Origin of the sequence: Streptomyces sp. NPDC057136 (genome assembly GCF_042670885.1) — a bacterium.
Lineage (GTDB): Bacteria > Actinomycetota > Actinomycetes > Streptomycetales > Streptomycetaceae > Streptomyces.
Genome location: NZ_JBHUUV010000009.1, coordinates 1 through 13,944, shown reverse-complemented (window position 1 = coordinate 13,944; position 13,944 = coordinate 1). Strand labels below are relative to the sequence as shown.

The following is a 13,944-nucleotide window of genomic DNA, read 5'->3' as shown; positions in this document are numbered from 1 at the left end:
GGCGGTCTACGCCGGGGCCACCAGCAGCGGTCGGGCCCGCTCCCGCAGCTCCGCGACCCGCGGCTCGTCCCCGTACGGTTCGAGCCGGTGCAGCAGATCCCGTACGTACTCCGTGGTGCGCGCCGAGGAGATCCGCCCCGCCACCTCCACCGCACGCGTCCCCGCCGCGCACGCCGCGTCGAGGTTGCCCGACTCCAGCTCGGCGACCGCCGACACGACGAGGCGCAGACCGTGCGAGCGGACGAACTCCTCGGTGGGTTTGGACAGTGCCTGTTCGGTGAAGCGCCGCACCTGCCGGGGCGCCTTCAGATCGCGGTAGCACTCGGCGGCGTCGGCCGCGAATCTGTCGTACGAGTAGAAGCCCAGCCACGACGGGTCGGCGTCGCCGGTCCGTGAGCGTTCCAGCCAGCTCTCGGCGGCCTTGAGCGCGGCCCCCGCGGCCGGTGCGTCGCCCGCCTTCGCATGGGCGCGCGCCTCCACGAGCCGGAAGAAACTCATGGTGCGGGCGGTGGCGAGGCCGCGGTTGCGCTCGACGGCGGCCTGCGCGAGGTCCACGCCCTCGTCGGCGAAGCCGCGATAGGTGGCCTGGAGGGACATCGAGGCCAGTACATAGCCGCCGAGCGGGACGTCGGCGGCGGCCCGTGCCAGGCGCAGCGCCTGGATGTAATAGCGCTGCGCGGCCTCCTGCTGGCCGGTGTCGAACGCCATCCACCCGGCGAGCCTGGTCAGTTCGGCCGACGCGCCGAACAGCGCGCGGCCCACCTCGTCGCTGTACGAACCGAGGAGCAGAGGTGCCGCGTCGACCCGTAAGCACTCCGGGACCATTGAGGAACGCCAGTCCCCGCCGCCGTACTTGGAGTCCCAGCGGCGTGCGTCCTGTGCCGCCTCACGGAGCTTGGACACATCGCTGTGGCCGACCCGCAGCGGCGAGGCGTCGGACACCGAGTCCGGTCCGGGCTGCACCGGCACACCGGCGTGCGCTCCGTGCGCTCCGAGCGCGCCCTGCGCTCCGGGCGCCCCGAGGATCGCCGCTTCCGCGGCCGTGGAGTCCCGCGCCACCGACGAGTCGGCGGGCGTTATCAGCCAGCGGGATGCGGGTGTCGCGTACGCGCTGACGGAGAACGAACCGGCCAGGGACTGCCAGATCCCGCCGCCACCCCGCCGCCCGGCGAGATCCAGCCGGTACAGATCGGTCGCCGACCGCACCGCCTCGGCCACGTCCCTGGGGAACGCCAGGCCGACCTCGGGCGCCGGGTCGGCGTCCGCGAGCCCGATCTCGTGGAGCGGGACCGGACGGCCGAGTTTGGCGCCGATCGCCGCAGCGATGAGATGGGGCGCGGCGCCCTGGGGCACCATGCCCTTGGCGACCCACCGGGCCACCGAGGTCTTGTCGTACCGAAGTGTCAGACCGCGCTGTGCTCCGAGGTCGTTGACCCGCCGGGCGAGCCCGGCGTTACTGATTCCCGCGAGGGCGAGAACCGTGCCGAGCTTCTCGTTCGGCCCGCGTTGCTCCCTGGACATGCGCCACCCCTCGACACACAGACGGCCGCCGCGTCACCGGTGAGGCGCGCGGCATTCGTACCGTGTCCTCCCCAGGGACGAACCCCGGCACTCCGGCCGCACACGCATTTGGCCGAGCCCCGAGGAATATGCCTCCCTGCCGAGAACGTCAGTAAACACAGCGTAGTTCGCCGCATCCCTACCGTTAAGGGGCAGACGTCCGTATGGCGGGAATGTTGTCCGCCGGTGTTGGTGGGGTGTGTGCCCCGGGATCGCGGCCGGGGTGTGGGCCGGGGGCGCGCAAAGCCGTCGCAACGGGTGTCCGGGGGAGGTCGCGGTGGCGGACCGGGCCGCAGCGGACATGCTCCTGGTGTGTGGCCGTGCGCCTGCCCGTGCGCTCTCGTGCGGCCAGGGTGCAAGCGCTTCGATGGGTGCTGCGTGGGTCGCCCGCTGCACTGGACTCAGTGGGCTGGGGGATACCGCCGCCCCATTCCCCGCGGGCGGTGGACCGGTCCGGGAGGTGAAGCACACCTCCCGGACCGTGCGTTCTTGCGGACCGGACCGGGGCCGGGGCATGCGGTGAGCGGGGGCGCCCGCCGCCCGTCCCGCGCGCCCGGCCGGTCGTCGCGGTGCGTCGCGAATCGGGCACACGCCGTGGCTCGGCCCTCCGAGATTGGCTGAATGACGCCTATCGAGCTGGGGCGATGCGGGCGGGCCGGCGCTGGCCGGATTCCGACTGCCTGTCGCAGGGGTTCATCGCGGCTCCATCCGGCGCCCGTGTGCCCCAACGCCCGGAGGGCGGCGTTCCGTTGGTGGAGTCTCCGAGGAGGGGCTGTCCGGCCTTTGCCAGGGGCGCATGCAGTTCCGGCGTGCGCTGCCCGTACCCCCTCCGGTGGGCCGTTGTCGTGGCAGCATGTCCCGCAGCAGGCGTTCCTCTTCAGGTGCGCCGGTTTGTCCACAGCCTGTGGAGGCGGCGATGCGTTGGTTGGTGGGGTGGAGCAGTATCGCCGCGAGTTTCGGCACCGTCGGCGCGGTCGACGCGGGCGGCGAGGGGCGCACGGTTCACCCCGTGGGCTCCCAACTCCTGTGGGGAGACCCCGATCCGCTGTGGGCCGTCGGGGACTGGCGGTCCGACGAGATCCGTGTGGTCACCGTCGCGACGCCCCCGGGCGCCCCCACCGCCCGGATCGCCGTCCTCGGCTGCTGCGGGGCCACCGACGAACAACTGCGCGTCGGCCTGCTCGCCGCACGCGGCGGAGCGCTGCGCCACCTCACCGCCTGGCCCGGCAGCTACACGGCCGTCGTCCAGATCGGCCGCCGGATCACCGTCGCCGGGGATCTGGCCGGGGCCCGCCCCGTGTTCCACACGCCCTGGGCCAACGGCACGGCGTACGCCACCGCCGCCCTCCCGCTCGCCGACCTCATCGAGGCCCAGCTCGACATCGGTCATCTGGCCGCGCTGCTCGCCTGCCCCGACACCCCGGAGGCACTGGGCAACGGCACTCCGTACGTGGGCGTGAAGCGCATCCCGCCCGGCCACGCGCTCATCCTGCGCGAGGGCTCCCGCGAGATCACCGGGTACGAGGCGGTGGCCTCCCTCGCCGTGGCGGCACCCCAGGCCGACCCGGTACGAGCGGTGGAGGGCGTACGGGACGCGCTGGTCGAAGCCGTACGCGCCCGGCTCATGGCGCCGCGCCACGCCCCGGAAGCGCTGCCGGTCGACCCCGGGCCGGTACCCGGTATGGGACCGGCGGAGCGCCGCGCGGCCCGCGGGGCGCCCGTGCCCGGCATCGGCGCCGACCTGTCCGGAGGCAGCGCCTCCGGCACGCTCGCGCTGCTGGCCGCCGGGCTGCCCGGACTGCCCGGTACCCTCCTCGGTCACGGCACGGGAGCGGGGGAGCGGCTGCTCGCCGTCACCTTCAACGACCTCACCGCACGCGACCACGAGGACGAGCTGGAACGGGCCCGCGTCATCGCCGCCAACCCGCGGCTGCACCACGTGGTCGTCGCAGCGGGCGAGGAGGCCCTGCCCTACGCCGAGTTGGACGGTCCGCTCACCGACGAGCCCGGCCCGTCCCTCGTCGTCTCGGCACGCCACCGCCGCCGCCTCGCCGCGGGCAGCGCCGACCACTTCGTCGGGCACGGCGCCCGCCAGGTCCTCGACGCCCATCCGGCCCGCCTGGCCGATCTCCTGATGGACCGGCGCCGGCGCCACCTGCTGCGACCGGTCGCCGCACTCGCCAAGGCCGAAGGGCCCTCGGCGCACTCCCTGTTCGTACCGCTGTCCGTCTACCGGGCGGCACGCAAGCTCGCCCGTACGTCGTATCGCACCGGGCTCGAAGCGGCGGCCGACCGGCTGCCTGACGCCAACAGGTACGCCCCCGACCTCGACACCCCCGCCGACGCGTCGCTGTCCGCCCTCGCCTGGTCGCGGCCGGGACCCGCGGCCCGCTGGCTGACGGGGGAGGCGCTCGCTGAAGTATCGGTTCGCCTCCAGCAGGCGGCGGTCCGGCCGACCTCCGTGCAGCGCCCGGGAGAGGCCCGCGCCCGCGCCGCACTCGCCCGGCACGCCAACGATCACCGCATCCTGGAACAGGCGGCCGAGATCCGCAGCCAGCGCCTCCACGCCCCGTTCCTGGACAACCAGGTCGTACGGGCCGCCCGCGCCCTTCCCGAATCGCTCCGGGTCCAACCGGGGGCGCGCGCCGCGATCCTGCGCAGAGTCCTGGCGGGCGCGGGCATCCAGGATCTGCCGCCGGGCTGGGGCGCCCCGTCCCACGCCACCTCGACGGCGGCCACCCGCGTCGGACTGCGCACCGCGCTCCCCGAGCTGCTCGCCCTGTTCGACGCCCCGCTCCTGGCCGACGCGGGCCTGGTCGAGGCACGCGTCGTACGCAAGGCCCTGCGGGCGGCGTCCGAGGGCGAGCCGCTTCCGCTGGACGGGCTGGCCGAGCTGGCGTCCACGGAGCTCTGGCTCAGGCGGCTGCTCGCCCGCCGGGGCACCTGCTGGACGGGCACGGCGGCCCCGCGCCAGCGCGCGGTGGCGGGCGGCGTGGTCCCGGCCAGGCGAACGCTTCAGTCGTAGCGGGGGCCGGCACCCGGTCCTACCCGCAGCTGATCCGTGACTCCGCCCAGTCGGCCAGGGCCACCGCGTCGAACGGCCTCGCCGCCTCCGCCGCCTCGACGACGAGACGAATCCGCTCCTGCCCGGCGATTCCGATGCTCACGGGAACGGCCCGATCGTTGCCGCGCATCACCGGGGACTGCCACAGCCGCGCCCCGTCACCGTTGAACACGGAGAAGCGCAGCGCACCGAGGCCCATCGTCAGATCGTCGACGCCGACCATCGCCTCGTAACGGGTGCACTGGCGGTTCAGCTGGATGAGGACCGAGGATTTCGCGTGGACGGTCACCCCGTGCGCGTACTGCCTGGTGCCGATCGAGAGGCCCGAACGCTGCCAGACCCAGCTGCTCCGGCCGATCACCACCTCCGGCTCGGTGTGGTCGCCGAACGCGGAGTACTGCATCTCGCTGACCTGGTACACCTCCGGAGCCGGCGCGGGAGGCGGGGCGGGCGGCTTCGGAGTGGGCTTGGGGGACGGCGGCGGTGGCGGTGGCGGCGTGGGCTTCGGGGGCGGCTCGGGGCTCGGGCTCGGGCTCGAAGGCGGAGTCGGGCTGGGGGTCGGCTTCGGCGTGGGCTTCGGCTCGAGTGCCGCAGCAGGGGCCGGCGGGGCCGGAGGCCGCGGCTTCGGCGGCGGTTCGGGAGTGGGGACGACGGGAGCCACCACCGGGGGCTTGGCCACCGGCTTCGGCTCCGGCTTCGGCTGGTCGTCACCGACCAGGGCCCACACCAGCCCGGCGGCGGCGGCCACGGCCACCGCCGCGGCGATCCCGGCCTTCGCCGGCGCACCGAGGCCCTCGGAAGCCGCCGCCCCACCGGCCGAGGCCCCGGAAGAGCCACCGCCCGTGGCCGCCACGGCGGCGCCGGCACCGGCCGCACCGGCCACGCCTCCCGCGACGATCCCTGCGGCCTCGAGCGAGTAACCGGCGGCGAACCAACCGATGACCGCGACGGGCAGCAGGGCCGGAATCCCGGTATTGACGTGCGTCAGCTCGCCCACGGCGATCCGGCACTTCGCGCACTCGTCCAGGTGCTTGCGGAGCCCGCGCTCGGCCCGCATACGGAGCCCGCCCCGGGCGTACGAGCCGAGCCGGTCCGCGTACTGGGCGCAGTCGCCGCCCGTCGTCAGCGCCTGGCTCACATGTGCCTGCAGATACGCCTGCTTGAGTCCTTCGCGGGCCCGACTGGCCAGTACGGCCGTGGCGTTGGCGGTCAGTCCGAACAGCGGGGCGATCTCGCTCGGCGACTCCTCCTCCACCGTGGTGTGCCAGAGCACCGCCTGCCAGCGCTCGGGCAGGCTGCGGAACGCCTGCACGGCCATCGACTGCTCGGCCTCGTGCATCGCCAGCACATCGGCGCCCAGTTCCAGGGTGTCGTCGTCCGAGAGCTCGGAGGTACGCGACGACTGCGCGGCGAAGACCGCGAAGTCGTCGACCAGGTGTTCCCGCTTGGTGCTCTTCGTCCAGACGGCGCCGACATGCCGTACGGCGGTCATGAGGTAGGCCCGGACGGCTTCCTCCGGCCCCTTGCCGCCGCGCACCGCCTGGAGCGTGCGCGCGAACACCTCGGCCGTCAGGTCGTCGGCGGTGTGCGCGTCGCGGCAGCAGCTGCGCGCGTAGCGGCGCACCGCACCCGAGTGCCGCCGGAACAGTTCGTCGTACGCCTGGTCGTCACCGGCCCGCATGGCCTGGATCAGCTGGGCGTCGGACACCACGTCGTCCGCGGTGGCGCTGCCGCCCTCGCGCTGCGGCGGAACCGCCGGAGAGCCGCCGACGGGCGCCGGCCAGGGGCCGGGCAGGAGGGTGCCACCCTCGGCGTCGCCGGCCGAGCGGCCCGGTCCGGCCTGACTCGGCACCTGTCCGCCGGTCTCCGTGTTCCCACCCGAGGCAGCGATCCCGTCGAGTGGTACTTCCTGTCGCCCGTCACCGCTCATCGCGGAAGCCCCCGTATGCGCCTTCGGACCTGAACCGGGCAAGAGTGCCACAGAGCGCAATCGCCACGGACTGCTGGCCCCGGCAACCACTCATCCGAGGTGAATTCCCCGCGCGCGGGCATGAGGGATCACTCGTCCGGGGACGATCCAACCTTCCCCGCGAGGCACACAGTTGACGGCCACGGCCGAACCGGTGTCCGTCCGCCGGGGGACGGACACCGGGCACATCACACGGTCCGGGACCGGAGTCCCTCCAGCAGGATGTCGAGCAGCCGTGCCGACGCCGCGGCCTGCTGAGCCGCGTCGGGCAGCGCGGGCGCCGCCGTGGCGATGACCAGCAGCACATCGGCCACCGTCACATCACCGCGAAGCTCGCCCGATTCCCGCGCCCGGTCGACGAGCCTGCCCACGACCTCCAGCAGCTCGCCCGCGCCCGTGTCCTCGTCGAGGGCCTCATCGGCGGCGGAGCGTTGCGAGACCACACGGAGGTCGGGCTGACCCGCTCCCTGCCGCTGCTGCGGAACCCGCGTCGCTCCATGGCTCTCGCCCGGCGCCGGGTCGGCCACGGAATCCGTGCCCGGCTCCCGTACTGACGTGGTCGTCTCGTCCGCCTCGACGCCCACGCGCAGCACCTGCGGCGGCAGCAGCCGGCCCGCACCCGATGCCACGGACGTCCGCAGGAAACGGGAGAGCGCCGACCACGGCTCCTCCTCCTGCCCGAGCGCGGCCCGCGCCTGCTCGGTCAGCCGGGAGGTCTCCTCCTCGGCTATCCGCCGTACCAGCACGTCCTTGCTGGGGAACCGCCGGTAGACCGTGCCGACTCCGACCCTGGCGCGACGCGCCACGTCTTCCATCGGAGCCCCGTAACCCAGCTCGCCGAACACCTCACGTGCGGCCCGCAGAACGTGTTCCAGATTGCGCTGTGCGTCCACGCGGAGCGGTGCTTGACGGGCGCCGGTCACAGCCGTCCCCGCGGTACCGACCGCTCCCACTGCGCTCAGCCGCCCATGGCCCTCGGAAGAGGACGAGACAGCAGCCTGCCAATGCGAATCCTGAATGTGCATGTTTCCCCCGGTTATGACGTCTCCCCCCGGAGACTTCCCGCCGTATCCGCCGAGGAGCGGATCATTGTCCGTACCCGACACCTCGACGAGATACGAACATAGTTGAGCCCGGGTCAATTCAGAAGGGGGTAGTTCCGTACGGAGCGCCCCCCGATCGGAGCAAGGACCGGTTGGTCACTGATTCCACCCCCGCCCACCACCCCTCCCGCAACGTCTGACCTGCACAGGTGCCGCATCCTGCGGCTCGCAGGTGCCACCGGCCCGCCCCTGACCTCCAGTCACACAATGTGCCGGGCCTGTGGACAAACACCTGACTCCGTTGCGTCATGGGATGGTGATGGCTCCAGATTCCCGGGGAACGACCCCCGGCACCCGGCCAGGTGTGCGCATTCTCGTAGTCGGTGGCGGCTACGTCGGGATGTACACAGCGCTGCGTCTCCAGCGGAAGTTGAAGGAGAGACTGAAGAGCGGCGATGCCGAGATTGTGGTGATCACTCCCGAGCCCTATATGACGTATCAGCCGTTCCTCCCGGAAGCGGCCGCGGGCTCGATCTCGCCCCGCCATGTCGTCGTGCCGCTCCGCCGGGTCCTGAACCACTGCACGATCGTCATCGGTGAGGCCGAGCGGATCGACCACGCCAAGCGCACCGCCACTGTCACCACCCTCGCATCGGGCGAGGACGGCACCGGCGCACTCGAGATCGCGTACGACGAAATCGTCATGGCACCGGGCTCCGTGTCGCGCACCCTCCCGATCCCCGGCCTCGCCGACTTCGGCATCGGCTTCAAGACCGTCGAGGAGGCCATCGGTCTGCGCAACCACGTCATCGAGCAGATGGACATCGCCTCCGCCACCCGCGACCCCGCCATCCGCGACGCCGCCCTCACCTTCGTCTTCGTGGGCGGCGGCTACGCGGGCGTCGAGGCACTCGCCGAACTCGAGGACATGGCCCGGTACACCTCGCGGTACTACCACAACATCAAGGCCACGGACCTGAAATGGATTCTCGTCGAGGCGTCCGGCCGCATCCTGCCCGAGGTCGGTGACGCGATGGGCAAGTACGCAATCCGCGAGCTGCGCGGCCGCAATATCGACGTACGCCTCGACACCCGCCTGGACTCGTGCGAGGACCGGGTCGCCGTACTCAGCGACGGCTCCCGCTTCCCGACCCGCACGCTCGTGTGGACGGCCGGCGTCAAACCCGCACCGCTCCTCGCCGCGACCGACCTGCCCCTCACCGAACGCGGACGGCTCCGCTGCACGGCCACGCTCGCCGTCGACGGTGCCCCGCACGCGTGGGCTGCGGGCGACGCCGCGGCCGTTCCCGACCTGACCGCTTCCGAACCGGGGCGGGAAACCGCCCCCAACGCCCAGCACGCGGTGCGCCAGGCCACGGTCCTCGCGGAGAACATCCTCGCGACGCTCGACGGCCGGCCGCTCAAGGAGTACCGGCACGCCTACGCGGGCTCCGTCGCCTCGCTCGGTCTCCACAAAGGCGTCGCGCACGTCTACGGTCGCAAGGTCAAGGGCTACCCGGCCTGGCTGATGCACCGTATGTACCACCTCAGCCGGGTTCCCACGTTCAACCGGAAGGCGCGCGTCCTTGCCGAATGGACCCTGGCCGGACTCTTCAAGCGAGAGATCGTCTCGCTCGGCTCGCTGGAACACCCGCGCGCCGAATTCGCCCTCGCGGCGGGCGGCCAGGGAAGCAACGGAAGCCGCCCCGGCCGCAACGGAAGCCCCGGAAGACCGGCGGCGCCCCCGAAGGACGGCGACCCGCCGAAGACGGACGACTGAGCCCGCGACCAGGACGGGAACCGGGACCCGAGCCGGCCACCGGCCCGGGACCCGAGCGCCGTTCCGACGGCTTTCGTTCAGCCCCCGGACCCATGGCCGACCCACGGCCGACCGACGGCTGAACGACCACTGTCAGTACGGACCGTCACACTGGACGTGTGACCATAGGTGGGCCCACACGTGCACAGAGTGACCCCGTCGGCAGTGACCAACAGTGACCAGCAGCGGCGCCCCACCAGCACGACGGGGCCCGGCCGCGCCTTCTCGGGGGTTCGCCCCCGGCGCCCCGCCCGGCAGCAGAACCGGGCACAGCACCGGGCGTGGAACCGGGCGTGGAGCCGGAAGAAGAACGGCAGAAGGACCGGTCGAAGGGCCGGCAGAAGAAGCAGCCCGCCCGAGCGGACCAGACCGACACACGAGGCCAGAAATTCCGTGAACTTCACGCGTTGGAGCGCCCGCCTTCCCGGCACGCAGCGACGAGCCGCCGCGCGGGACGACCGCAGTTCCGTCCCCGCCGCCCGCGCCGAGTGCGCCAGGCCGGAGACCGTGACCGTCCTGCCGGACGGCGACGCGGAAACGTCCGCGCCCGGACCGGGGCGCGGCCTGGAGGCCCTCTCGGCCCGCGAGATCCTCGGTCAGCTCCCCGCCCCGGTCGCCCTCCTCCAGGGCCCCGACCACCGCATCACCTACGTGAACGAGGCGTACGAGACCGCGTTCGGCCCCCGCCCCACCGGCACCCCGGCGGCCGACGCCATGCCCGAGCTCGTCGAGCTGAGCCTGCTGCCGCTCCTGGACCAGGTGCTGCGCAGCGGCACACCCCGCACGGTCAAGTCCCGCAAGGTCCTCGGCGGCAGCTCGTACACCGTGACCTGCACCCCCGTGGCCGCCTCCGACAAGGAGAGCGAGGGAGGCGTGCTCGTGTACGCCACCGACGTCACCGGCCACGCCGACGCGGCCGAACGGCTCCGCACCAGCGAGCGCCGCCACCGCGAAACGGCCGTCACCCTCCAGCGCTCCCTGCTCCCGCAGGAGCTGGAGCAGCCCGACGACCTGCGGATCGCCGCCACGTACCAGCCGGGCGGCACGGACGCCGCGGTCGGCGGCGACTGGTACGACGTCATCACGCTCGGCGCGGGCCGCACGGCCCTCGTCATCGGGGACGTGATGGGACGCGGTGTGCGCGCCGCGGCGGTCATGGGCCAGCTGCGCACCGCGGTCCGCGCCTACGCCCGTCTCGATCTGCCGCCCCACGAGGTTCTGCAGCTCCTCGACGGTCTCGCCTCCGAGATCGACGCCAGCCAGATCGCCACCTGCGTCTACGCGGTCCACGATCCGAACGAGGGCCGGCTGGTCTACTCCTCCGCCGGCCACCTCCCGATCCTCGTGTGCGACGAGGACGGAGTCATCCACCGCGCCGAGGACCCGACCGGCCCGCCGCTCGGCACCGGCGGCTGGATTCACACCTCCGGCACGATCGCCCTGCCCCCGGGCTCCACCGCCGTCCTCTATACGGACGGCCTGGTCGAGCGGCGCAGCGAGGACATCGACGAAGGGGTGGCGGCGCTGGAGCGCGCCCTCTCCGGGGCCAAGGGATCACCCCAGGTGGTCTGCGACCGCCTCATCCGCTCCCTCGGCGTGACCGCCGAACACGATGACGACGTGGCCGTGCTGGTCGTCCAGCACCCGGCGCGTACGGGGTCGAACGCGGAGCTGTTCCACAACGCCTCGCTCGATCTGCTCGGTGGCATCGAGGCCGCCCCGCGCGCCCGCGCCTTCGCCACCGGAGTGCTCACGTCCTGGCGCTTCCCCGTCGAGCTGTGCGACCTGGGCGTCCTGGCGGCGAGCGAGCTCGTCGCGAACTCCCTCCAGCACGGCACCCCGCCCATGCGTCTCGGCCTGCGCCGCACGGACCGCCGCCTGATCATCGAGGTGACGGACGGCGACGACCACCTGCCGCGCCGCCGCCGCGCCGAACCGGCGGACGAGGCGGGACGCGGCATCTCCATCGTCGCGACGATCGCCTCGTCCTGGGGGAGCCGCCGCACACCCGGGGGCGGCAAGGCGGTGTGGTGCGAGTTCGCGCTGCCTCAGTGAGCGGCGGCGGGCGCCGGGGCCGGCTCGGTCCCCGGCAGTGACACGGCCACCACCCGCGACGGCACGACCGCGAGCGAAGGCTGGTCCTGTACGGGGGTGAGCCGGCGGCCCAGCCGCAGTGCCAGCACGGTGATGCCCAGCGAGAACAGCACGAACGTCACGATGTACGGCCCGTGCAGCGTCGCCCCCATGGGCCCGCCCACGGCCGGCCCGACCGCCAGCGCCAGCTGCTTGCACAGCGCGAACGCCGAGTTGTACTGCCCGACCATCGACTCCGGCGCCAGATCGGCGACCAGCGGAGCCACGGTCGGCGACAGCATCGACTCACCGAGTCCGAACAGTGCGTACGTCGAGATCATCGCGGCCGTCGCCATGGTCTGGCTGCCGTCCCCGAGACCCGCGTACCCGGCCACGATCCAGGCGAACGCCCAGATCACACCGACCCAGGCGATGACCCGGCTGCGCCGACGCCGCTCCACCAGCCGCAGTACGACGAACTGAGCGACGACGATGACGGCCGTATTGGCGGCCAGCGCGATACCGAGGGTCGAGGGCTCGATCCCGGCAGCCTCGGTGCCGTACGCCGCGAGCCCGGACTCGAACTGTCCGTAGCAGGCGAAGAACAGCACGAAGCCCAGCACACACAGCTGCACCATGGCTCGGTGCGAGAGCAGCACCCGCAGCCCGGCCTTGGGGGCCGTGCCGTCGGTGGGCCTGGCGTCGGCGATGGAGGGGGTGCGCGGCATGCGTACGGTCCCCGCCACGACGCCGAGCACGACGAACATCGCCGCCTCGATCAGGAACAGCAGGGTGAAGCTCGCCGGATCGTTGGTGTCGACGATCAGCCCGCCGAAGAGCCCACCGATCCCGAGACCCAGGTTCTGCAGGAAGAACTGCATGGCGAAGGCACGGGTACGGGTGGAGGTGCTGGAGCACCACACCAGCATCGTGGCGAGCGCCGGCTGCATGACCGCGGTACCCGCGCCGAGCACGGCGGCCGACAGCACGGCGGTCGTCACATTGCTGGACACCCCGAGCGCGGCAGCGCCCACAGCGGCGACGGCGGCGGCGACGATCAGCACGGGCATCGGACCGCGCCGGTCGATGGCCCGCCCGGTGAACGGCAGGACGGCCAGAGCTGCCATGGCGAAGACAGCCAGTACGACACCCGCCGTGCCGGCACCAAGATCCCGTACCTGCGCCACGTAGACGTACAGATACGGAACGGTGAACCCGAGTCCGAACGCGCTCAGCGCGCTCCCCACCTGGATTCGCCGCAGCGCTGCACCCATCTCCCTGGTCACGCTCACCTACCTCAAGATCTCGAAGACGTCGGACGACATCGAACTACAAAGACTCGAAGACTTTAACACTAAAGTTAGACAGTTAACAATTGACCTTGAAGGACTTCGATGGTGAGGGAGGGCGTGCCATACTTCCCGCCATGTCTGACACCACCGAGCCCGGCCCGCAGGAGCCGAGCCTCGACGAGCAGATCGCCGCCTATCAGCGCGAATTCCGCGATCTCGACCCCCAGGTCGAGCAGGTCGTCTCGGCCCTCGGCCGCCTCAACCGCCGTATGAACGTCGCGTACGGAAGGCAGCTCGCCGCCCTCGGCATCAGCAACGCCGAATGGGAGGTCCTCAAGACCCTGGTCCTGGCCGGCACCCCGTACCGACTGGGCCCCGGCGAACTCGCCAAGCGCCTCGGCCTCACCCCGGCCGCGATGACCCACCGCATCGACCGCATGGCGGGCGAGGGACTGGTCACCCGCGACAGGGACGAGAACAACCGGGTACGCGTCATCGTCGAACTGACCGATGAAGGTCGTACGAAGTGGCTGGAGGCGATGCGCATGGCAACCGCCTTCGAGGAAGACCTGGTCCAGGACCTTTCCGACGACGAACGCGGTGGCCTGGGCGACATGCTGATCCGCCTGCTGCGCCGCGTGGAGCACGCCCAGCCGGACGCCGGCGGCCGTCTCACCGACCTGGACTGAAGCGCCCTGGGGAGGGGTTGACACGCCCCTCCCCGATCCGTAAGGTTCGTCGAGTTGTCATGGGGCCGGAACGGTTCTGCGACAACCGATCCCGCCGCGAACGCGGCAACCAAACTCAGCACGATCTCCCACCGGGGAGAATTTCGGCATGCCGGAATTCATTTCGAAAGACTCGATTATGAGTCGCCGGGAGAATCCGCTAGAGTTTGAGACGTCGGAACGGCCCAACAGCCGGAAAGACAAAGCCCGCTGACTGGGAGTCAGGCCCGAAAGGATCTGATAGAGTCGGACTCGCCGGAAAGGGAAACGCGAAAGCGAAGAACTTAAAGGCGAAACCCGCTTCGACCGGGAATCGGACACGAAAGAGTCTGATAGAGTCGGAAACGCAAGAACGAAGGGAAGCGCCCGGAGGGCCCCGGTGAAACGGGACCGAAG

General features: G+C 72.0%; 8 protein-coding genes. 4 read left to right on the top strand and 4 right to left on the bottom strand.

Translation table 11 applies throughout. The annotated features are described in order from the left end of the window. Window positions 1-6: 6 nt before the first annotated feature. Window positions 7-1,521 carry a sporulation protein gene (locus ACFT7S_RS13695; RefSeq protein ID WP_382730890.1) on the bottom strand — a complete coding sequence of 505 codons (1,515 nt, stop codon included), beginning with the start codon at window positions 1,519-1,521 and terminating at the stop codon, window positions 7-9. Window positions 1,522-2,476: 955 nt separating this feature from the next. Here ACFT7S_RS13695 and ACFT7S_RS13690 point away from each other — a divergent pair. Continuing rightward, on the top strand, window positions 2,477-4,585 hold the full coding sequence (locus tag ACFT7S_RS13690; RefSeq protein WP_382730888.1) for an asparagine synthase-related protein: 2,109 nt from the start codon (window positions 2,477-2,479) through the stop codon (window positions 4,583-4,585). Window positions 4,586-4,604: 19 nt separating this feature from the next. Here ACFT7S_RS13690 and ACFT7S_RS13685 read toward each other — a convergent pair whose 3' ends face one another. Both ACFT7S_RS13685 and ACFT7S_RS13680 read right to left on the bottom strand, forming a co-directional pair. Further along, entirely contained in the window at window positions 4,605-6,554 is a 1,950-nt protein-coding gene (locus ACFT7S_RS13685; RefSeq protein WP_382730885.1) for a sigma-70 family RNA polymerase sigma factor, read from the bottom strand. A gap of 227 nt (window positions 6,555-6,781) precedes the next feature. Then, window positions 6,782-7,618: a TetR/AcrR family transcriptional regulator gene (locus tag ACFT7S_RS13680; protein WP_382730883.1), complete on the bottom strand. Its 837-nt coding sequence runs from the start codon at window positions 7,616-7,618 to the stop codon at window positions 6,782-6,784. A gap of 382 nt (window positions 7,619-8,000) precedes the next feature. Between ACFT7S_RS13680 and ACFT7S_RS13675 the strand changes: the two genes are divergently transcribed. Together ACFT7S_RS13675 and ACFT7S_RS13670 are read left to right on the top strand one after the other, a co-directional pair. Next, window positions 8,001-9,416: an NAD(P)/FAD-dependent oxidoreductase gene (locus ACFT7S_RS13675; protein ID WP_382730880.1), complete on the top strand. Its 1,416-nt coding sequence runs from the start codon at window positions 8,001-8,003 to the stop codon at window positions 9,414-9,416. Between the two features lie 432 nt (window positions 9,417-9,848). Beyond that, window positions 9,849-11,510 carry a SpoIIE family protein phosphatase gene (locus tag ACFT7S_RS13670; protein WP_382730878.1) on the top strand — a complete coding sequence of 554 codons (1,662 nt, stop codon included), beginning with the start codon at window positions 9,849-9,851 and terminating at the stop codon, window positions 11,508-11,510. Here ACFT7S_RS13670 and ACFT7S_RS13665 read toward each other — a convergent pair. Further along, window positions 11,504-12,802: an MFS transporter gene (locus ACFT7S_RS13665; RefSeq protein ID WP_382731343.1), complete on the bottom strand. Its 1,299-nt coding sequence runs from the start codon at window positions 12,800-12,802 to the stop codon at window positions 11,504-11,506. The genes ACFT7S_RS13670 and ACFT7S_RS13665 overlap by 7 nt on opposite strands. Before the next feature lie 152 nt (window positions 12,803-12,954). Between ACFT7S_RS13665 and ACFT7S_RS13660 the strand changes: the two genes are divergently transcribed. Next, a complete protein-coding gene (locus ACFT7S_RS13660; protein WP_382730876.1) occupies window positions 12,955-13,509 on the top strand; it encodes a MarR family winged helix-turn-helix transcriptional regulator in 555 nt (184 codons plus the stop codon). Window positions 13,510-13,944 lie beyond the last annotated feature (435 nt).